This is a genomic window from Paraflavitalea soli (genome assembly GCF_003555545.1).
Taxonomy (GTDB): domain Bacteria; phylum Bacteroidota; class Bacteroidia; order Chitinophagales; family Chitinophagaceae; genus Paraflavitalea; species Paraflavitalea soli.
Genome location: NZ_CP032157.1, coordinates 2,209,561 through 2,231,416, shown reverse-complemented (window position 1 = coordinate 2,231,416; position 21,856 = coordinate 2,209,561). Strand labels below are relative to the sequence as shown.

Here is a 21,856-nt window from a genome sequence, read left to right as displayed (position 1 = left end):
CAACTTCTTTAAAGCGCGGCAGCAACGCTAAACCCGAAACTCAAAACGCGAAACAACACGTATATTGCGGTTTAAATCTTTTTGATTTGTTTGCAGAAGTGATCATCCCGCTGGCTTTACCTAAGAACTATACCTGGGCAGTACCTGAGCATTTGCTGGAGCAGGTAAAGCCGGGCGTGCGTGTGGAAGTAGGTTTAAAGCAAACCAAAAGGTATGCAGGGGTTGTAAAGAGGATACATGATGAAAGGCCGGAATTCTTTGAAGCCAAGGATATCCTCAATGTGTTGGATGCAGAGCCCATTGTTTACCCCGAACAACTGAAACTGTGGGAATGGATCGCCCGGTATTATATGTGCAGTGAAGGAGAGGTAATGGCCGCAGCACTCCCTTCGCACTTCAAATTGAGCAGCGAAACGCAGCTGGTATTCAATGAAGAGTACGGCGAGAATTTCGACCAGCTCGACCATGATGAATACCTGGTAGGAGAGGCGCTCCTGTTGAAGAAAGAGCTGAAGATAGGAGAGGTGCAGCAGTTGCTGGACTCCTCGCATGTATACCCCGTCATCAAAAGGCTGATCGATAAAAAGGTTTGTTTTGTATGGGAGGCCCTGAAAGAAACCTATACGCCCAAGAAAGAGACCTTTGTATTGTTGAATCCTGTTTACGACAATGAGGATGAACTGGCAAAACTGTTGAATGAGGACAAGAAACTACAGCGGGCGGAAAAGCAAATGGAGCTATTGCTCAGTTACCTGCACCTCATGAAAACAGAAGGCGAGGTGTCCAAACCGCAGCTTCTCAAAAAAAGCAATGCTACGGATGCCCAATTGAAGGGGCTGGTAGACAAGCATATCCTCTTCCTGGAGAAAAGGCATGTGGACAGGTTGATGTACCTGCCCCGGAATATCAATATCGATTTTACGCTTACACCTGCACAGCAAACAGCACTGGAAGCGGTGCAGGCTTCGCTGGTGGAAAAACCGGTTTGCCTGCTGCACGGCGTTACCTCCAGTGGAAAAACGCAGGTATATATTAAGCTCATAGAGCAATTTGTACGTAAGGGCAAACAGGTGCTTTACCTGTTGCCCGAGATCGCGCTCACCTCCCAGATCATCCGCCGCCTGCAAAGGCATTTCGGTGGTTATATCGGTATCTATCACAGCAAGTTTAACCAGAATGAAAGACTGGAGATCTGGAATAAGGTGAAAAATGGCGAGTTGAAGATCGTGTTGGGCGCCCGTTCTTCTTTGTTCCTTCCGTTCAGCGATCTTGGGTTGATCGTAGGCGATGAAGAGCATGATGCCTCTTACAAGCAGCAGGACCCCGCGCCGCGCTACCACGCGCGTGATGGAGCGGTGTATTATGCCTCACTCTTCAATGCCCGGGTATTATTGGGCAGCGCCACCCCCTCTGTAGAAAGCTATTACAATGCGCAAACCCAAAAGTATGGGTTCGTAACCCTCAATGAACGGTTTGGCGGCGTACAACTGCCCATCATCAATATCATCGATACCAAGAAAATACTCAGGCCCGACAGGGACAAGGTGATCATTTCGCCGGAGCTACAGGCAGCGATTGAAAATACACTGCAAAAGAACAAGCAGGTGATCCTTTTCCAGAATCGCCGGGGCTATTCGCCCTACCAGATATGCCAGGCCTGCGGCTGGATACCACAGTGTAAGTATTGTGATGTGTCGCTTACCTTTCACAAGAACACCAACAAACTCCATTGCCATTATTGTGGTACCGTCTATCCACCGGTGTATACCTGTATGGCCTGTGGCAGCGACCGGTTCCTGACGCGCAATTTCGGCACAGAGAAAATTGAAGAGCAGCTGGAGGAAATGTTTCCCAAATACAGGATCGCGCGCATGGATGTGGACAGTGTAAAGGGGAAAACTGCCCATGACAGTCTCATTCAGCAGTTTGAACAGCAAAAGCTCGATATGCTGGTGGGTACGCAGATGGTGGTGAAAGGACTGGATTTTGAACATGTGGAACTGGTAGGCATCCTCGATGCAGACAGTCTGCTGAGCTTTGCCGATTTCCGGGTCAATGAACGGGCATTCCAGCTAATGGAACAGGTAAGCGGGCGGGCAGGCCGAAAGGATACACAGGGGCATGTAATGATACAGGTGTCCAATACCAGGCACCCGGTGCTGGGGTATGTACAGCAACACGATTACCATTCGTTTTACCTGCATGAAATTGAGGGCAGGAAACAGTTTGCCTATCCGCCTTTCTCCCGCTGCATCCTGCTCACTTTTAAACACTATGTGAAAGATGTGGCCGATGCAGCCGCCAATAGTGTAGCAGCTTCGCTCAAAACAGCCTTCGGCAACTACCTGGTAGGACCGGCGGAACCTGTGGTAAACCGCATACGCAACCAGTACCTCATGGAACTCCTGATCAAACTACCCAGGGAGGCCCAGATCATTCAACATTGCAAACAACAGATACAGGAACAAATCGCCATCCTGCATAATCACCAGTATTTTAAGAAAGTGGTAGTGATCGTGGATGTGGATACGATGTAGTCGGCAATCGGCAGTCGACAATCGGCAATGGCTCGTTGTTTTTGCCAGACACTGGTTAAATTTGAGCAGTTTTAATTATCATTATGCAGATCCAGCAAAATATTTCCCTCCTGCCTTACAATACGATGGGTATTGATGTGAAGGCCCGGTCATTCGCTTCTTTTAGTAGTGCTGAAGATTTGTTACAGTTGATGGAAGCGCGGGGTGCTTCAGCGCCAACGCTGATCCTGGGCGGCGGCAGCAATATCCTTTTCACCAAGGATTATGACGGATGGGTATTGAAGAATGAAGTAAAGGGCATGCAGGTAGTGGCGGAAGATGATCACTATGTGTATGTGAAAGCAGGGGCAGGAGAGAACTGGCATGGCTTTGTAGAATATTGCCTCCACAGAAACCTGGCTGGTGTAGAGAACCTTTCACTCATTCCTGGTAATGTAGGCGCCAGCCCCATGCAGAATATCGGCGCTTATGGGGTAGAGATCAAAGATGTGTTCCAGGAGCTGGAAGCTTTTCATTTGCACGATAAAAAGATGCAGGTGTTCAGCCTCAATGATTGCGACTTCGGCTATCGGGAGAGTGTATTCAAACGCCGCTTCCGCGATCAGTTTGTGATCCTCAGTGTTACCTACCGGCTTCATAAGACCCCCACCTTCCATACCTCCTATGGAGCTATTGAACAGGAACTGGAACGCATGCAGGTGCAGCAGCTAACCATACAAGCCATTTCGCAGGCGGTGATCAATATCCGCCGCTCCAAATTGCCCGATCCCAAGGATATTGGCAATACGGGCAGCTTCTTTAAAAACCCTTCGGTGCCAGCGGCATTCTTTCAAACATTGCAGGCGACATTTCCGGGGATCGTTGGTTATACCAATGCCGATGGTACGGTAAAGCTGGCAGCTGGCTGGCTTATTGAACAATGTGGATGGAAAGGCGTACGCAGGGGAGATGCCGGATGCCATGCCAGGCAGGCATTGGTGTTGGTCAATTATGGCCATGCCACGGGAAAAGAGATCTATGACCTCAGTGAAGATATACTCCAAAGCGTACAGTCTACCTTTGGCGTAACGCTGGAACGGGAAGTGAATATTGTTTGATGCTTTATTTTAATAAAAAGAGGTGACACCTTTTGCTTTCGTTGCATACGAAAGGTGTCACCTCTTTTATTGAACAGGATTAATTAAAATCTTCGCCTTCCAGGTCTTCTTCTGAGAAGGAGCCCGTATTGCCGAGGTTGAGCATGGAGCCCATCAGGTCTTTGAACTCTATCTTATTGTCCACGATCTTTTTACTGATCAGGGAGAAAGAGGCCAGTCCATGCAATACAAATTCCATCAGCAGCGCGGCTTCTTTTTCATTGGCCTGCTTGAAGTATTTCTTGACCAGTGCATGCAGTCCATCTACGCGGTACAATTGCTGGATCTTTTCCGCATCTGTCGTATTGAACAGAATGTTGAGCGAATTGCCTTTGTCGAACCAGGCTTGAATAGAACGATAAGGGTTTTCCTCCGCCTGCTGCTGGTTGCGTTTTTTCTTTAAGGACTCCGGGTTAGGGAAATAATGCACAAACTGCGTGCGGATGGCTTTGTCAACGAGGTTCATCGCTACCTGGAAAGGACCTTCCTGTTCACCTTCGTATACCAGCTCGATCTTACCGGTAATGGAAGGGATCACACCCACCAGGTCACTGATCCACACCTGCGTATCCTTTTCCTGGTTAATGATCACCCGCCTTTCTGCCGAACTCACGGCATTTTCAAAAGCGGAGATACTTAAACGGGCGGATACTCCGCTCTTTTTATCTACCAGCTCACTGGCGCGGGCTTCGAAGGGTATTTGTTCGATCAACCTTTTCACCAGGTCGCTGATACGTACCTTTTCTTTCTGCTCGGCCGGCACATCTGCTTCCTGTTCGGTGATGGTAAGGGCTGTTTCAATATTCTTCGGATAGTGCGTTAATATCTGGCTTTCTATACGATCCTTAAGGGGTGTTACAATGGAGCCCCGGTTGGTATAATCTTCCGGATTGGCCGTGAACACGAATAAGATATCGAGCGGCATGCGCAGTTTGAAACCGCGTATCTGCACGTCTCCTTCTTCCAGTATATTGAACAGGGCCACCTGGATACGTGCCTGCAGGTCGGGGATCTCGTTGATCACAAAGATGCCCCGGTTGCTGCGGGGAATAATGCCGTAATGGATCACCCGCTCATCGGCAAAATGCAGTTTGAGGTTGGCGGCTTTAATGGGGTCAATATCGCCGATCAGATCGGCTACGCTAACATCCGGCGTGGCCAGCTTCTCTCCATACCGTTCGCTGCGGTGCAGCCAGGTAATGGGGGTCTCATCGCCTTTTTCTTCAATGAGGTCTTTGGCATACCGTGAAATGGGATGCAGGGGATCGTCATTGATCTCGCTGCCGTATACCACAGGAATGTATTCATCCAGTAATTCTACCATCTGCCGGGCCATCCGCGTTTTAGCCTGTCCGCGCAGACCGAGGAAGAGGATATTGTGTTTGGAAAGAAGGGCCCGTTCTACATCGGGAATGACCGTTTCCTCATAGCCTACAATACCATTGAATGTATTTTCCTTTTTCTGCAGCGAGCAGATCAGGTTTTTACGGATCTCTTCCTTCACCGATAAAGGCTTGTAACCACTCTTTTTCAATTCTCCTAAGGTTGCTGCTAATCTTTTAGTCATTAGTATGTGTTCAGTTGAAATATTTATTACATGATGAAAGCACGTTCATAGGCAGTAATGTTAATACACCGTTTTCCTTCTGCCACTTTCAAAGTCTTTGAATATGAAAGCGCCCAGTTTGTCCAGGGACGCGAAGAAAGCCTTACCATTGTTTGTTTCCGTAAACTCCTGTACAAACCGTTGTAAGTACGGATCGGTGGCGATCATAAAGGTCGTAATGGGTATTTTGAGCTTTTTGCACTGGGCTGCCAGGTTCAGGCAGCGGGTGGTGATCTTCCTGTCGAGGCCAAAGCTGTTCTTGTAATAGCGTTTGCCTACTTTCAGACAGGTAGGTTTTCCATCGGTGATCATGAAGATCTGCTTATTGGGATTCTTGCGCCGGCGCAGCAGGTCCATCGCCATCTCCAATCCTGCTACGGTATTGGTATGGTAAGGTCCTACCTGGAGGTAGGGCAGGTCTTTGATCTCTACAGGCCAGGCATCATTGCCAAATACCACAATATCAAGGGTGTCTTTCGGATACTTGGTGGTAATAAGCTCGCTGAGGGCCATAGCTACCTTTTTAGCCGGGGTAATGCGGTCTTCACCATAGAGGATCATTGAATGCGAAATGTCGATCATGAGCACCGTGGAGGTCTGTGCTTTGAAGTCAGTTTCCCGGATCGAAAGATCATCTTCCTGCATACTGAAGCTGTCGATGCCATGATTGATCTGGGCATTGAGGATGGAAGTGGTGAAATCGATCTGCTCCAGGGTATCACCAAACTGGTAGGGCCGGGTATCGGGACTGATCTCGTCGCCCTGGCCGGGTTTGAAAGTGTGGTGTTGACCTTGTTTTGTCTTTTTGAGCTTGCCAAAGATCTCTTCCAGCGACTTCTTACGGATACCTTGCTCGGTCTTGGAGGTGATGGATATCTGCCCGCTGGCCGGGTTTTCCTGGATATACCCTTTCTCCCGCAACTCCTCAATAAAATCGCCCATACCGTACTCATTGTCTGTGAGTTCGTATTCTTTGTCCAGCTGGTTCATCCAGTTGAGCGCCTCTGTAATGTCGCCATTGGTGTAGGACAACAACTGCATCAGCACATCGAGCAACTGGTCGAACTTGCTCTTTCCTTCCCGGTTGGGATCAAATTTGGTAAAATGGTGACCTATCACAAATTATGGTTTTTACTATATAAGCGTTTATCTCAATTTAAGCATAATTGCTGATTAAGGCGACAGCAATACATACGTGTCTAAATAACAAATTGTTAAGGGAAATTGTTGGGGAGTGAAGGCAAGAGGCATACAGGCAACAAGGCATAGAGGCAACGAGTAAGCAGGCAAGCCGTGAATGGAAGCTATTGGCATGGAAGTATAAAAAAACGTCCCGGTTTTTGCCGGGACGTTTTTTTATACAGTGACTGGAAGTACCAGTTTATTTATTAACAGTATCCTTTGGCTTAGCGCCTGAGTCAGGCGTTGAGATATTGCCATCCACATTTTCAGAAGTACCGGCTGGTTTACTACCTGCTTTGTATTGCTTTTCCCACTCATCCAGCTGCCGCAGCATCTGGTAAGAGGAAAGGATATCCTGGGAGAATACTTCCTGGCTTTGGGCCAGGTTGTTACCCCGGTTGTTGAGGTAGGCCGCTGCCTGCATGGCCAGCTGCTCGTTGCTCATATCATCACCCAGGGTACGGTAGTAGCGCATTTGCTGTTCAAGGTCGCGCTTCATAGAAGTATTCACTTTCGCAGCCAGTGTGAGGTCGCCTGCTTCATAAGCTGCCAGCAGGAAGGACATGGACACCCGGTTGTGGAAGTTGCCACGGTTGGAGGTCATACCATACGGTACATTGCCTTCCATTACATTGGCGTCATACTTCTGCAATACTTTTTTGGCTGAATCTTTTTTATCGAGTTGGGCCAGGTTTAATCCGAGTAAGGCATGTGCCTGACGGATGCTGTTGATATGACGGCGGTTCTCTTCATCATAATACACACCAGCACGGTTAGCGCCACCATATTTGAATTTCTCCATCACCACCTTGTACATGGGATCGGTAGCAATATTGTTGGCATTTTCAATGGGCACCAGCCTGTAGGATAAGCCTTCCATACGGGTGTACTTTTCCAGTCCCAGGTTTTCCAGCTCCTGTGTAGAAGTGAAATAGATGGGCCTTTTCCAGTTGTTGGCGGCTATCAGGGCCAGTACCGCCAGGTCGTTCTTATCAATGGAATTGCGGTTGATATCCAGTTTGAGTTTGCTTACGATAGTGTCGCCGGGATTGAGCGTCAGGGTCTTCTTCACGGCTTCTACATCTACAGGAACGCTGAACTTCTTCACGGGGAACACGCTGGGGCGGTCTTCATCACCACCATCCATCGGCGCCATCTTATTGGGATCTTCACTGGCAATTACATCCTTAAATACTTTATAGAGATCGTAATAGTCGGTTTGGTTGTAACCAGGAAGCGGGTAGTAATAGATCCTGTCGCGTTTGCCACCCTGGATCTGCTCCGGTGTAAGGATCACATCAACAGGAGAGCTTTCGTTTACCTTGTAGCGCAGCTGGTTGATGTACCAGTCAGTACCCAATAAGCTGTAGTTCACCACGCGGAGGTCCTTGCGCACGCCTTCTACTTCCTGTGTGTACCACAGTGGGTAAGTATCATTATCGCCAAAGGAGATCAGGATCGCATCCTTTTCGCAGCTTTCCAGGTAATCAGAACCCAGGTCGCGGGCCAGTACCTTCTTGCTGCGGTCGTGGTCGTCCCATTCCTGGGATGCCATCAATACCGGTACAGCGAGTAAGGTGATACCAAAGGCGGCATAGCCGGCCATTTTGCTGTTGAGGTATTTGCCGAGTATGTCTTTTACCCACAGCACACCCAGGCCGATCCAGATTGCAAAAGCATAGAAGGAGCCTACATAGGCGTAGTCCCGCTCACGCGGCTGGTAGCCTGCCTGGTTGAGGTAAATGACAATGGCAAAACCGGTAAAGAAGAACAAGGCGCCGGTCACCAGCCAATCCCTGCGGTTGCGGTATTGGTAGATGAGGCCGATGATGCCCAGTATAAATGGCAGGAAGAATAGTTTGTTGTTGGCTTTATTCTTTGATCCGGCAGTTTCCGGTAATACATCCGGCGTGCTGTGGCCAAAGAATTTATCGATGGGTGTGATGCCGCTGTTCCAGTTGCCATCGCGGCGGTTACCGAATCCCTGCAGGTCATTTTGCTTACCCGCAAAGTTCCACATGAAGTAACGCCAGTACATCCAGCGAAACTGGTAGTTGAGGAAGTATTTTATTTCTGAAGCCCTGGTGGGTTCTTCATCCTGCTCCAGGCCACCGAAGTTGCGGTATACCTGCTCCTGGTTCCTTTCGTTGTTGGGGTCCCAGCTGCGGGGGAACAAGTGGGCGGTGGGCATGCTGCCGTAGTCGATGCCGCCATTTTTACCAGCTACTTCATACTTGTCTTTTCCTTTTACGTAGCGGTCGCCGGTTACTACAAAGTTCTCCTGGCTTGGCTTATCCGTGAAGTAAGGGCCGTAGAGAATGGGCCAGTCACCGTACTGCTCACGGCTCAGGTAACCTACCAAACTTACCGGGTTGTCTACATTGTACATATCCACGGATGGATTGGCAGAAGAGCGTATCAGGGTAGTGAAATAAGTAGAGTAACCTAAGATCACAAATATGGCCGACCAGATGCCGATCTTCAGGAAGGAAGTGACACCTGCCTTATAATAATAACAAAGGGCGATCAGACCACCCAGGCCGATGAGGAGGATCACAAAAGAACCGGGCGATTTGATGAAAGGGAAACAGAACAAGAGGATGATGGCCGTTAACCAGATAGGGAACAGGGTAAACTTCTTGATCTGTGCTTCGCCAAAACGAAGGCCGATGATCAGCAGGGCGGCCAGTAAAATAAAATAGCTGGCAAAACCACTGAAGAAAGGCAGGCCAAAATTGTTTACGAACAGGATATCGAAAGCGCCTGCGCCTTTGATAGACCATTGGATGATCACCACCTGTACCAGGCCGGTGATCACACAGCCCAGCATAAAGGCAAAGAAAGTACCCCAGGCTGTAACCTTATAGCGTTTGAAATAATACACCATTACGATGGCAGGAATGGTCAGGAGGTTCAACAAGTGAACACCGATCGACAATCCCATCATAAAGAAGATAAAGATGATCCAGCGGTCGGCGCGGGAGAACTTGTGGCCGTCTGTCTGGCTTTCTCTGTCCACCTCATGTTCCCATTTCAGGATGGCCCAGAATACGATGGCGGTGAAGAAAGAGGAGAGGGCATATACCTCACCTTCCACGGCGCTGTACCAGAAAGAGTCGGAAAAGGTATAGGCCAGGGCGCCTACCACACCGGCAGCCATTACGGCAAAGGTCTGTTCGCCCGTCAGTTCGGCCCCTTTTTGCACCAGTTTACGGGCAAAGTGGGTGATGGTCCAGAAAAGGAATAATATGGTAAAGCCGCTGGCAATAGCATTCATGAAGTTCACGCCCCTGGCTGCATTGTGGGGATCATCGCCAAAAAGGACGATGAAAAAACGGCCAAGTAATACGTACAAAGGAGCTCCGGGGGGGTGGGGTATCTGTAACTTGTAGGCACTGGACACAAACTCACCACAATCCCAGAAACTACCGGTAGCTTCCATCGTGAGTACGTACACAGTACAAGCAATCAAACAAACCAGCCAACCTACAATGTTATTGACACGGCTAAAATTCATATTGTGTTGATTTTATTAAACTTGGCAAATATATAGAGTTTCGGGTTTCGTGTAGCGCGTTTTGGGTTCTTTATATTCTGGGTTTTTGCCTGATATATGGCATGTTTTAGTTATGTCATTTCCGTTGCCGTGGCCTACATTACAACCAATTACGTGCGATTATAGCAGAGGGTGGGTTACGGGTTTTGTGTTTCGTGTGTAGGGTTACGGGTTCCTTGTACGTAGCTGTACGACTAAGTTACCGGCATCCGGCCATGTGGAGGGTTATTTGGGATGATCGGTCAGTTAAAATATTGTTAGGAAGTGCAAGGGGCGGAGCAACCCGAAACCCCAAACCAGGAACCCGAAACTACTCAAAGTGGATCCGTACAGTCTGGTAGAACAGCCGGTTCTGCATGTTCTGGGACTTCTCGGTGAAGCCCTGCAAGCCAAAGAGGCCGGCGGCATTGCCTTTATTGATGGCTATTTCGAGGTAGCCGGCTGCATTGAACAGGGCTAGTTTTTCCCCTTCGGGTACATCGGCATAGGTCTCGCTGATGGTGGAAATTACCTCATTGCGCTTGAAAACGATCTGGAAGCTCCGGCCTTTGCGCTGCTCTTCAAACTGGGCATGGGTGATATTGACCACTATGTTCTCAAAGTTGTCAATAAAAATGATCTGTCCTTCGATCCAGTTGTCGCTCAACAGCGGGCGGAGGTGATTGGTTTCCGCGAAGCGTACATCGGGGGTGCCAATTTCCATCAGGCTGGTGCCTGCCTGCAGGGCCTGCACGGCCTGTCCCATTACCCGGGCACAATACAGGGTATTTTTATTGGCGGTTTTATCGAGAGGCAGGCCGATCACCATTTCGGGTTTGCCTTCCAGGATCATGGTGAGCAGGCCATTGTCGGCACAGAGGATGTATTGTTCCCGGTGGTAGGCCAGCAGCAACTGTTCCGGTTTCTTCTCAAAGAGATTGACCATTAACAGGTGAAAAGTATAGGGCGGAAAATTGTTGATGGCATTGCGGCACACATAGGCCGCCTGCGGATAATTGAATGGAGAAAGGGTATGCGATATATCGATGAGTGAAAAAGCGGGATTGATCTGTAATAGCTGGCCTTTTAACGCCCCTACGAGGTAATCCTGACTACCTATGTCTGATGTAAGGGTTAATAATGCCATTCTTAAGATTTCGAATTTAGAATTTAGGATTTCGGATTGGGGCGGTCAGTTTGCCTGTTTTTGAACTTTGCGCCTTTGTAAAGGCTGCTATTTAGATAATTAATAAAACCTCCTACCTGCCTGCCAATTTCATCCGCTTGATTATATAATTTGTCGAAACGTTCCTGAGTAATATAACGCCTGTCAAATGCCCGGTATAATTGTGATTTTACCTCTCCGGATGAGGCTTTGGCAATCGACAGGAAGTTCACAAACTCATTCCTGCTGTTCCTTTCAAAACCTTCTGCAATATTATCCATTATTGACCCACTTGAGCCATTAATCTGTTCCCTCAACTTATAATCTTTTAAAAAAGGCTCAGAGCAGGTGTATGTCTGAAAGACCTCATTAGCCAAATTTCGGGCCAGTTGCCATATTTCAAGATCTTCAAAACGGGTAATGGTAGCCATAGTATATGGATTAATCAGGAATCTACCACTAACCAGGAGCCAAATACAAAACAGTTGACTATAGAATTGTCGGAGCCTGTTATTTATTTATGCATTACAAAGGCGGAGCAATCCTACATCCTACATCCGGAATCCGGAATCATTTCACCAGTTCCCCGTTTTTAAAGAAGAACTTATGTACCAGTTTATCGGTCCAGGAAGGGAAGAACCGGTTCATAAATACGGTTCTTTTGCCGGTGAAGGTCAGTACCAGTGTGCGTTTGCGTGTTTCGATGGCTTTTACCACGTGTTGGGCCACTTCGTCGGCGGTCATCATAGCACCTTCGTCCATGGGTGATTCGCCCTGTGGGTTACCATCTTTGTTGAGCGCTGCATTGCGGATATTGGAGGCCGTAAAGCCGGGGCATACCCACATTACATTGACGCCCGTATGCAACAATTCCGTACGGAGGGCTTCCATCCAACCCTGCAGGGCAAACTTGGAAGCAGAATAACCACTGCGGCCGGGCAATCCCCGGTAACCGGCAATGGATGAAACGCCTACTATCGTTCCCTGGCGCTCAACAATGGAGTTCAGGGCATATTTCGTACAATGCACCGCGCCATAGAAGTTAATGTCCATTACTTTTTTGATCACCTCTACATCAGCATCCCGGAAGAGGGCACGCATACTTACGCCGGCATTGTTGATGAGGATATCGATGCCGCCAAAGGTCTTGATAGTCGATTCGATGAAGCGCCTGCAGTCCTGTTCCTTACTGAGGTCGCAGGTCATGGTATGCAATTCAACATTGGTGTGCTGTAATTGCAGGGAGTACAACTTATCGTAGTTGCGGGCGCAGGTGGCTACTTTGGCTCCTGCATCAATAAAAGCATTAACAAGGGCCTTTCCTATTCCTTCGGTACCACCAGTAACGACTACTACCTTATCTTTAAAAAACGACATATCTGTTAATTATAATTGCAAAAATAATAAATGGGTATCGATTTAGATTTAGAATTTAGGATTTAGAATGGCTACCGCGATTTTATGGCGTAAAAGACTGCTGCCTGCACAAAAATTGGTTATAATATAGCAAAGGTGGCACCAAAAAGGTGTCACCTTGCTATGACATCCTCACCTTCACATACAAAATACTGCTGTTGGCCCCCAAAGTGTCCACAGGGAGTGTTGATCATTGTAATTTTCCAGCTGGTCAAACCCCTTATGGTATTTGTTTCTGCCTACTTAAATTATCGTTATGGAACGTATCTGTTTTTTGATGAGGGTCGCTGTTTTGTTTGTGTTGGTCAATACAACTGTGCTGCAGGCTCAGGTGGGAATCGGTACGTTGCAGCCAGATTCCAGTGCTGCACTGGAGATCAATAGTAGCAATAAAGGATTGCTGATCCCCCGGGTAGACCTGGCTGCTAACAATATACCATTGCCCGCTACTGCGCTGATGGTATTCAATACCAACCCGAACTATGACGGTGGGGCAGGTATTTATATCAATATGGGTACAGGGGCGCAGCCACAATGGACGCAACTGGTGCCGGCCAATGCAGGTGGATTTATACGTAATCAAACAACACCACAACCGCAAAGCAATTTTAATATTACCGGTAATGGGGAAATTGCCGGTAACCTGGATGTAAGAGGTATTAGTATGAGGCCGGAAAATACAGGGAACACTACCGTGTTCGGTGCCTGGCGTTTCCGGCATTTAGGGCCTGGTAGTATATCGCCAGGTAGTTTTACGCTCGGCATGTCAGCCAGCACGGTAGCCATTAGCGTATTGCGTAATGGTTTTGTGGGCATCAACCGGGTGGAGGTGCCCACGGAGGCTTTGCAGGTAAACGGCAATATCAAAGCTTCCGGCAATGTGATCGTTGATGTGGAGTATGTGAGAAGGGATGTTACGATTGGCGGCCATTTGGGGCAATCCTTTTACATGGACTGTCCGGCCGGCAAAAAAGTGATTGGCGGCGGTGGCGGTCACCGTGACCTTAATACGGCGATGTATGATATCCAGGTACATTATTCAGGTCCTGACCCCAGTGCCAATGGTAACCGCTGGCGTTTTTTTATACATAACGACAGCGGCAGCAGCCGGGCTTTGTTGTTGTATTGTGTGTGCGCCAAGGTACAGTAAGTGCCTGACTCTCCTTCACACTCAGGAGCCGTTATTCAACAGATAGATCAAATGGGGAAAGCTGCTGATATTGTTTTTGCTCAGCATGCGGCGGCGGTGGGTCTTTACGGTCTCCACGCTGATGAAAAGGTTGCGGGCTATTTGTTTGGAAGTCAGTCCCTGGGCCACCAGCAGGGCAATTTCTTTTTCTCTATCTGTAAGTTGTAGTGTATGGCGCCCGGCGAGGGCCTGTTGTGCCTGGTACAACTTGTGAAAGGCCATTTGTACGGCTACCAATAGCTGTGTATCGGTATAGGGTTTTACCACATACATCACGGGCTCGGTATGGAAGGCTGCCTGCAGGGTTTTGGTATCGGAATAAGCGGTTAAAAAGATCACTTCACATTGGTACAGTTCCTTTAACTGACGGGCAAGCTCAACGCCATTGGTATTGCCTGGTATATTGATATCACATACCAGCACGGCGGGGGCTGCGTCCTGCTGGCTGCTGATGCGCAGGGCAGCCACGGCATCTTTGGCAATGCCACTGATGAGGTATTCTTCTTCTTCCAATAATTCTGCAATGCTGGCGGCTGTTACGCCTTCATCTTCCACGATCAGTATCTTAACACGTTCTTTCATGTGACGGGTGCTTTAAGCGCTTATGGTAATGGTATAGGCGGTGCCGGTACTTTGGTCTATTTGCAAATGTCCATTAACCTGGTCTACCAGTGTGCGCACCAGTTTCATGCCAAAGGAGGTTGATCCGTTGTTTGCTTCTTTATGGGCGTTGCTTTTTCCGTTATCAGCAATGCGCAATTCCAGTTCGTCGGCTCTTTGTTGCAACGAAATACCTATGACAGGCTGATACGTATCGTGAAAAGCATGTTTGAAGGCATTGGTGACCAGTTCATTTACGATGAGGCCAAGGGGGATGGCGAGGTCGATGGCCATGTTCTGATCGGGCAGATTAATAGCAGTTTGAATATGCCGCGCATCGTATCCAAAACTGGCTGCGAGTGATTGGGAGAGATTTTGCAGGTAATCGGCCATGTCGACCGTAGCCAGGTCATTGTCCATATACAGCCGCTGGTGGATCATGGACATGGCATTGATGCGGTTCCTGCCTTCTTCCATGGCATCTTTGGCGATGCCTTCTTCAAGGCGATTGCTTTGAAGGGCCAGGAGGCCGGATACTACCTGCAGGTTATTCTTCACGCGGTGGTGCAGTTCCCGTACCAGGGTCTCAATGCGGTTGTTCTTTTCGGCGAGCAGGGTAGCCGTCTTTTTCTTTTGCTGGTAACTACGTATGTACAAGGTAAGCACCGTGGCCAGCAGCAGTACACCTGCTCCGAGGAACCAGATCGTCTTGTTGCGGTTGGCCAGTGCGAGGCTCCTGATCTCTTTTTCTTTCTTTTCCAGTGCCAGTGCCGATTCCCTTTTTTCAATTTCATAATCCGACTGCGCCTTTGCCATGTTCAGCGTTTCATTGTCATCGCGCAGGGTATCTTTTTTACTCACGTATTTACTTTGGTAATTATAGGCTTCTTCATAATCGCCGGTGGCTTTGTAATGCTCACTCAGGCGTTTGTAAATGCCCGTTTCGAGGTAACTGCCATTGCCTTTCACCAGTGCCAGCGACTGCAATAAATAGTCCTCTGCTTCTTTGTACCGTTTGAGTTTGGTAAGCGCGGCGCCCATATTGTTGAGGGTAGAGGCTACGTCGTACCTGGCATTGGTCTTTTTACGGATGGCGAGTGATTGCTGCAGGTATTTCAATCCCTCTTCATAACGTTCTTCGTCGATGTAGAAATTGCCCAGGTTGTTGTAAAGTAGTCCCAGTCCGGGCTGCTCATTGGTTTCTGTGAACAGCTCAATAGCTTTTTTAAAGAAATATTCAGCCGAATCGGGCTGGTGCGTTTGGCTGAAGCCATTGCCCAGGCTGTTGTAGGTATAGGCGAGGGAGGTTTTATCCCTGTTGGCGCTGCCCATGGCCGTTATTTTGCGCAGGTAGGTGAGCGCCATGGCCGGGTTGCCGGAGGCGCTGTATACATTGGCGATGTTGTTGTAGGATTGTATCATCCCTCTTTCATCGCGCAGTTTTTCTTTGATGCGGATACTTTCGAGGTGGAGCTGGATGGCTTCATCAAAGCGGGCCGATTCGTTGAGTGAATTGGCTTTGTTCATATACAGGATGGCGAGCAGGGGATCCATCCGGTATTTGGTGGCAACAGTAATGCCCTCGTCGAAATATTGGAGCGAGGCTTTGAAGTCGCTGAGACGGCGGTTGATGACGCCGAGGCGGCTGTACACATCACCTGTTTCACGTTCCAGCCCGGCTTCTTTGAGGATCTGAAGACTTTGTGTAAGCAATGACCTCGCTTTTTCCAGGTCGCCCAGTTGCTGAAGGTTACGTCCCATATTGCTATAGGCCAGGGCTATTCCCTGCTGGTAGCTTGCTTTCTGAGCGATGGTCAGGGCTACGGAGTCGACGTTCAGCGCCGTGGTGTATTTGTTTTGGGTGCTGTACAGGCCGGAAATGCGGAGGTAGGCATCTACCTGGCCTTTTTCTTCACCCGTATGCTGGTAGAGGGCAAGGGCCTGCTGGGCGTCGGCCATGGCTTGCGGGACCGTCCAGGCGGGTGGGGCAATGCGGCTGCGCTGAAGCAGAAGCTTTGCTTTGTCATTGTCGCCGGAGGCATTCTCAATAAGTTGTGTGAGGCTGTCGAGCCTTGAAGATTGGGTATAAGCTACTTGCAGTGCCAGTAGCAGGCATAGGGTACATAGCAGGTGGTTCATGTAACACGTTGGGGTTCAGGGAAGGGGAAGATATGATAAAAAATCAATAGGACGACATTAAAATGGGAGCTCAAGGGCGGATAAAAAGGAGGTTGTATCAGGAAGGTTTGTCGCGGGTGTTCTTTATCAGGCCCATGCCGGCAAAGAAAAAGATGGCTCCCAGGATGGAATAGATCACAATGCTTTTCACATTCCGGGTTCCCCCGCTGCCATTTATAAAGTTAATGGCCGCTAATATCAGTCCGGCAGCCCCCAACAGGGTGAAAATGATCCCCAGTACGCGCTTTTCCATAACTGTTTTTTCTTCCATCCATTCAAAATGTGTGCCCTGGGGCAGGGTGCAGCTAGAGGAAGGTAATAATGTAGCATTTCATGAACGAAAAATACATATTTATCAATAAGCAGCACCGAATCTCCTTTCCAGCGGGGAAAAAATCTGAATAGTGCAACGGTTGGGTGTTCCCGACAATCATCCCGGAAAGCACCTTTATGCGTAGCTCTCTGATCCTGGCATTATGCACTGTCCTGATATTGGCTTCCGGCGCCTGCAAAAAAGACAAAAAAGAACCCTCTCCGGATGACTGCTTTTCGGGCTCCACTATTATCCGGCAAATAACCGATGCAGCGGCCACGGTGTATGTAACGGCTACCACCCATGGCATTTACCTGGTGGAAAAAGGAGCCATCGATACGCGTTTAATTCCCTGTAACCTTCCCAAAGAGTTTCTGCAAAATAACCTGGCGGTGATGGTCAGCGGAGAAGTGAGATCAGGGGTGGCTGTTGCCGGTGGTCCCTGCTGTAGCCAAAACTTTGTGATCACGAAGATCAGGCGATTATGAAAAGCTTTTTAATATATTGCACTGATCATTTGCACCCATACCTCAACCAGCCTCGTTTTTATGATAAGTTCAATATCCAAAGCTGCAGGTAGCTATGAAACCATATAACATCTTACTTCGCACCGCCACTCCGGCAGATACACACCTGCTGCAATACTGGGACAGCCAGCCGCATACGGTAGCTTCCGATCCAAACGGCTTTTCTAACTGGGAGGAAGATCTGGCATATAAACCAGCCTGGCGTGAACAACTGATCGCTGAATTAAATGGAAGGCCAATAGGATTTATCCAGATCATTGACCCTGCCCTCGAGGAAACCCATTATTGGGGCGATGCGCCGGAAAACCTTCGGGCCATCGATATCTGGATAGGAGAGGCCGCAGACCTGGGAAAGGGATACGGCACGGTAATGATGAAGCTGGCATTGGAACGCTGCTTTCAACCTGAAGCAGTAACGGCTGTAGTGATCGATCCGCTGGCAACAAACACAAAGGCCATACGGTTCTACGAAAGACTGGGGTTTAGGTTTGTGGAGTACAGACAATTTGATGAAGACTATTGTGCTGTTTATGAGCTATTGCGTGTTGACTGGGAAATATTGAAGATGCCAAACGACATTAATACGGGCAAAAGTCGGTAGTCCGCTCATAAAAATAATTGAACAGATGAACTGTAAACCATACTTCGACTTTGATGAGGTGGATCACTATTACCTCAATATATCCCGGGAATTATTGGAGGAAATGGATACAAAGAAAACAAAAACGTATTTGGAAGAAAAGCAAATTAATTGGCTGCGTCAATATGCTTCGGACGAGTTGCCCGACGCTGGTGTTTCCAATGAGCTTGCATTTGCAGCATATGTGAAGAAAGCAGTTCCTGCTGCTGTCTTCACACAGATCCAAGACATCTTTTGTGATCGTCCACATGAACCTGGTCCTGCTTCAGGATGTATTCCAGAGTTCCGGGACATTTTACTATTTAAAAAGAAACAGCAAATAGTGGGTTTTGCGAAGATCTGCTTTACCTGTCACAAACACAGCATTAGCGGTACAGACCTCAATACCAGCGAATTTGGTCAATCGGGGGATTATGAAAAACTTTTTAATATATTGCACTGATCATTTTCGCGTTTACCCCAACCAACCTCCTTGCTATGTTTATTCTTCGTGGTCAAAGAAAAATCAGGATCAAAAGATATACTGAGACGCAACAATGCTGCCCGAACTGCAAAACATTCGATCTTCAGGTAAATGTGTATAAGGATTATTTTCATCTTTTCTTTATTCCTTTTTTCCCTACAGGCGTCAAATCATCTTCGATGTACTGCTATCATTGCAGCTCCTTTATAAGGTTCGATTCATTGCAACATGAATATGAAAAGAAGACGAGGATACCTTTCTGGTTGTACTCCGGTCTGTTGTTGGTGGGCTGTTTAATAGTGACCATTGTAGTGGCCGCTAATATAGACGCGAAAGAAGAGCGGATCTTTGTTCAACATCCCCAGGCAGGGGATGTGTATACGATCCGGGATGATAAAGGGGGGAAACTCCGGTATTTTTTTCTGAAAGTCAACAGCATTCAGGGGGATTCAGTATTTACCTTGCACAGCAATCTGGAATATTCCAGGTATATAAGCAAACCTCAAAGCAAAGACTTTTTCGTAGAGGACGAAGAATTGGTGTTTACCAAAGCAGAGCTGCTGCAGATGCTGGACAAAGGAGAGATCAGTAGTGTGAAAAGGTAGGAGGCTACTACGATCCGGCCGGAAACTCCCGATTGCCAATAAAATTGTTAAAGTATCTGCTTCGGTGTGCCGGTAGCCGATACTTGTGTATTTTCAGCAGGCATTGCATCTCCTCCTCATGCACCCACGCCGCCTGCTTATCATATTATCGCTGCTTTGCCTGGCCTTGAGGCCAGCTAATGCACAAACCAAGCACCGCATTTATAAACTGGAAGAACGGATCATGAAAGGTGACAAAGAAGCTTTGTTTGACATCGCTCCTTTCTTTGATAACAAGGAACATATAATAGAATACCTGGGTTATCACGTGTTGAACCCTACGCTCTCTTCTATTGCCAAAAGAATAGTGAAGGAAAACTGCCTTTTCACCGATTTAGAACTGGTGATCACGGATTCCACTTCCTGGAAAGCTTTCAGCGATTTCCTGGAAGCCAACAGGGGCCAAATTGTATATTCTCCGCTCACAGCCGCTTTTGTGATCACAGTTCCCGAAAAAAGAACAGCCCGGTTTGCGATCCGTAAACTAACATCGTTTCGTCAAAAAGAGCTGGCAGACCGGTCGCTGGCCTTACAAAGCTTTCCCTGGATCAGGGAGCAACATATCGATTCCTTCCTCGTGCGGAAAGATCCTTATGCGCTGGTATTGATTGCTTCGGAACTGTTTAGAGGAAGGCACCGGTTCAACAGGTACCAGGATAATGAAATAGAGTACCTTGATCTACTTTCTTTACTTACCGGAAATGAAGTAGGTGTGGAAGATGAAAAGAAAATGATCAGCTGGCATATCGACCAAGACTTTTACCCGGATTCAAAGCTAAACCTGCTAATTTATTATTTACATCATTACAAGGATTACTCGTGGAACGAGGACCTGGGTATGTTCATAAATCCGCATCAAATTGCCCAAAGCCCAGGCAAGGAAATCGAATTGTTTCAATTACTAAACCATCAACAGGATTCCGTTGCCATGGATGCGTTTGTACAATTAAGCACCGGCAGGCCCGATGAAGTGTCGCTCCTTGCACAGGAATATGATAAAGGGGTTATGTATCTCAGCAAAAATCATAGCATACCTGGCTACCACCTCTTGCCACGCTTATCCGTGTTTACTGCCTGGTGTAAAGCAAACGATATTGAGTTTAAAGATTCTGCTGGAACTTACTTTCAAGACTACGCTGGGTTTTCCCGGAAAGCTATGTAACTCGCGTGGTTTCGTTCATTGTTCGGTTGATGTAAAGGCGAGGGCCTGGATGAGATACCTGGAAGAGCACAAACTAATGGTGCGCCAGCATGATGAGCCGGTGTCGTTTTATTTTAAGTAAGATCAATGTAGAAGGTTGACGATTGGAGTGATCGCCGTTCCGGCATTTTTGAATAATTTTACGGCATGAGCCATGATCCTTTCGCTTCCCTGGACAACCCGGCCTGGTGGGCCCTCAATGGGGTGCAGCAAGGTTTTTCCACGGGCACACCGGCTGTTAAGCGTTACCAGCGCGGCATCCTGCCTTTTGCCGCCTATCAATATGGTACAACAGAAAACATTACGGCATTAGATGACTGGCTTGAGCCGGGGGAGGTTTTCTTCCTCATAGGAGAATTGCCTGCTTTACCCGCTCACTGGACCCTGCTCAACGAACTGCCCTGTGCGCAGATGGTCAACCAATCGAGGGTGACGGCCCCGGAGGGCGAGGTGACCATTGCCCATCTGAACGCCACGCATAAGATGGATATGTACGACCTCATCCAGCAGGTACAGCCCGGCTATTATGAACCGGGCACACACCAGCTGGGCAATTACTACGGCATCTGGCAGGAGGAAAAACTGGTAGCCATTGCCGGCGAACGCATGCGCCTGGAAGAGTTGACAGAGATCAGCGCCATTTGTACGCACCCCGCTTATACGGGCCGTAAATATGCCCAGCATTTAATCGCCCACCTGTGCAATACGAACCTCGATAAAGGCATCATTCCTTTTCTCCATGTGCTGGAAACAAATGCCCGGGCCATCGGCCTGTATGAATACATGGGCTTCACCAAAAGAAGAACGATCAGCTTTTGGAAATTGAGAAAACAGGCATAAGTCACCAACACACCTTGCAAGGATTGACGCAATTTCCCCCTTTTAAGTCGTAGTGACACCCGCTCTATCACGGGCGCCGGGCGTACATTTGTTGTACAAAAAAAGTATTGCCATGAAAAGAATTGTTTGGTTTATGCATGTATCGCTGGATGGTTTTGTTACCGATGCCAATGGAAGTATGGAATGGATAAAGGCAGATGCAGAAATGTTTGATTATGCCGGTGCCCAAACTGAAAGATCGGATACGGCTTTATATGCCAGGAAAACCTATGAACTAATGGAGGGTTACTGGCCCACGGCTGCAGACAAACCCAATGCCTCAAAGCATGATATAGAACATTCCAGCTGGTACAACCAGGTTAATAAATATGTAATATCAAGATCCTGGGCTGGTAAAAAGCTGCCCACTGCCACACTGATCAGTGACAACGTAGTGGAGGAGATCAAAAAACTCAGGCAAGGCGAGGGAAAAGACATTGTGATATTTGGCAGTCCCTCTTTGGGAAAATTGTTGACAGCCGAAAACCTGGTCGATGATTATTGGTTATTCGTAAACCCCATTATTTTGGGAGACGGGCTCCCTTTATTCAAGGATATTAAGACGAAGACCTTCCTCAAGCTGGCCTCCTCTATCACTTTTGCTTCCGGCGTGGTAGCATTGCACTATGAAGCCAAACGATAAGC

Annotated in this window: 19 protein-coding genes; 10 read left to right on the top strand and 9 right to left on the bottom strand. The window is 48.1% G+C overall.

All coding sequences use genetic code 11. The features are described from left to right. The first annotated feature begins 86 nt into the window (after window positions 1–86). Entirely contained in the window at window positions 87–2,537 is a 2,451-nt protein-coding gene (priA, locus tag D3H65_RS08250) for a replication restart helicase PriA (RefSeq protein WP_119049861.1), read from the top strand. Window positions 2,538–2,620: 83 nt separating this feature from the next. Then, window positions 2,621–3,634, top strand: a complete 1,014-nt coding sequence (gene murB / locus D3H65_RS08245) for a UDP-N-acetylmuramate dehydrogenase (protein ID WP_119049860.1) — start codon at window positions 2,621–2,623, stop codon at window positions 3,632–3,634. Between the two features lie 79 nt (window positions 3,635–3,713). On the opposite strand, the gene D3H65_RS08240 is transcribed toward murB, so the two are convergent. The 6 genes from D3H65_RS08240 to D3H65_RS08215 all read right to left on the bottom strand — a co-directional run bounded on the left by D3H65_RS08240 (window position 3,714) and on the right by D3H65_RS08215 (window position 12,538). After that, complete coding sequence (locus D3H65_RS08240) at window positions 3,714–5,240, bottom strand: sigma 54-interacting transcriptional regulator (RefSeq protein WP_119049859.1); 1,527 nt, start codon at window positions 5,238–5,240, stop codon at window positions 3,714–3,716. A 60-nt stretch (window positions 5,241–5,300) separates the two neighbouring features. After that, the gene (locus tag D3H65_RS08235) at window positions 5,301–6,398 is read right to left on the bottom strand and encodes a vWA domain-containing protein (protein WP_119049858.1); all 1,098 of its coding nucleotides are present in this window, start codon (window positions 6,396–6,398) and stop codon (window positions 5,301–5,303) included. Window positions 6,399–6,660: 262 nt separating this feature from the next. Further along, on the bottom strand, window positions 6,661–9,978 hold the full coding sequence (locus D3H65_RS08230; RefSeq protein WP_119049857.1) for a glycosyltransferase family 117 protein: 3,318 nt from the start codon (window positions 9,976–9,978) through the stop codon (window positions 6,661–6,663). Window positions 9,979–10,327: 349 nt separating this feature from the next. Beyond that, window positions 10,328–11,143, bottom strand: a complete 816-nt coding sequence (locus D3H65_RS08225) for an SAM hydrolase/SAM-dependent halogenase family protein (RefSeq protein ID WP_119049856.1) — start codon at window positions 11,141–11,143, stop codon at window positions 10,328–10,330. A gap of 23 nt (window positions 11,144–11,166) precedes the next feature. Continuing rightward, window positions 11,167–11,592, bottom strand: a complete 426-nt coding sequence (locus D3H65_RS08220) for a four helix bundle protein (RefSeq protein ID WP_119049855.1) — start codon at window positions 11,590–11,592, stop codon at window positions 11,167–11,169. A 139-nt stretch (window positions 11,593–11,731) separates the two neighbouring features. Beyond that, window positions 11,732–12,538, bottom strand: coding sequence for an SDR family oxidoreductase (locus tag D3H65_RS08215; protein WP_119049854.1), 807 nt, complete (start codon window positions 12,536–12,538; stop codon window positions 11,732–11,734). A gap of 295 nt (window positions 12,539–12,833) precedes the next feature. Between D3H65_RS08215 and D3H65_RS08210 the strand changes: the two genes are divergently transcribed. Next, window positions 12,834–13,727, top strand: coding sequence for a hypothetical protein (locus tag D3H65_RS08210; RefSeq protein ID WP_119049853.1), 894 nt, complete (start codon window positions 12,834–12,836; stop codon window positions 13,725–13,727). Between the two features lie 21 nt (window positions 13,728–13,748). On the opposite strand, the gene D3H65_RS08205 is transcribed toward D3H65_RS08210, so the two are convergent. The 3 genes from D3H65_RS08205 to D3H65_RS08195 form a co-directional block, all read right to left on the bottom strand. Then, complete coding sequence (locus D3H65_RS08205) at window positions 13,749–14,348, bottom strand: response regulator transcription factor (RefSeq protein WP_119049852.1); 600 nt, start codon at window positions 14,346–14,348, stop codon at window positions 13,749–13,751. Window positions 14,349–14,360: 12 nt separating this feature from the next. Then, window positions 14,361–16,505 carry a tetratricopeptide repeat-containing sensor histidine kinase gene (locus tag D3H65_RS08200; RefSeq protein ID WP_119049851.1) on the bottom strand — a complete coding sequence of 715 codons (2,145 nt, stop codon included), beginning with the start codon at window positions 16,503–16,505 and terminating at the stop codon, window positions 14,361–14,363. Between the two features lie 97 nt (window positions 16,506–16,602). Beyond that, complete coding sequence (locus tag D3H65_RS08195) at window positions 16,603–16,797, bottom strand: hypothetical protein (RefSeq protein ID WP_119054430.1); 195 nt, start codon at window positions 16,795–16,797, stop codon at window positions 16,603–16,605. A 197-nt stretch (window positions 16,798–16,994) separates the two neighbouring features. Between D3H65_RS08195 and D3H65_RS08190 the strand changes: the two genes are divergently transcribed. The 7 genes from D3H65_RS08190 to D3H65_RS08160 all read left to right on the top strand — a co-directional run bounded on the left by D3H65_RS08190 (window position 16,995) and on the right by D3H65_RS08160 (window position 21,854). Then, on the top strand, window positions 16,995–17,345 hold the full coding sequence (locus D3H65_RS08190; RefSeq protein ID WP_119049850.1) for a hypothetical protein: 351 nt from the start codon (window positions 16,995–16,997) through the stop codon (window positions 17,343–17,345). Window positions 17,346–17,439: 94 nt separating this feature from the next. After that, window positions 17,440–17,985 (top strand): GNAT family N-acetyltransferase, encoded by a 546-nt coding sequence (locus tag D3H65_RS08185; RefSeq protein WP_119049849.1) that lies wholly within the window; start codon window positions 17,440–17,442, stop codon window positions 17,983–17,985. A 25-nt stretch (window positions 17,986–18,010) separates the two neighbouring features. Next, entirely contained in the window at window positions 18,011–18,466 is a 456-nt protein-coding gene (locus tag D3H65_RS08180) for a hypothetical protein (RefSeq protein WP_119049848.1), read from the top strand. A gap of 200 nt (window positions 18,467–18,666) precedes the next feature. After that, window positions 18,667–19,092: a hypothetical protein gene (locus D3H65_RS08175; RefSeq protein WP_394341592.1), complete on the top strand. Its 426-nt coding sequence runs from the start codon at window positions 18,667–18,669 to the stop codon at window positions 19,090–19,092. 118 nt (window positions 19,093–19,210) lie between these two features. Continuing rightward, entirely contained in the window at window positions 19,211–20,293 is a 1,083-nt protein-coding gene (locus D3H65_RS08170) for a hypothetical protein (RefSeq protein WP_119049846.1), read from the top strand. A 186-nt stretch (window positions 20,294–20,479) separates the two neighbouring features. Continuing rightward, window positions 20,480–21,172: a GNAT family N-acetyltransferase gene (locus D3H65_RS08165; protein WP_119049845.1), complete on the top strand. Its 693-nt coding sequence runs from the start codon at window positions 20,480–20,482 to the stop codon at window positions 21,170–21,172. Window positions 21,173–21,284: 112 nt separating this feature from the next. Beyond that, window positions 21,285–21,854, top strand: a complete 570-nt coding sequence (locus D3H65_RS08160; protein WP_119049844.1) for a dihydrofolate reductase family protein — start codon at window positions 21,285–21,287, stop codon at window positions 21,852–21,854. Window positions 21,855–21,856 lie beyond the last annotated feature (2 nt).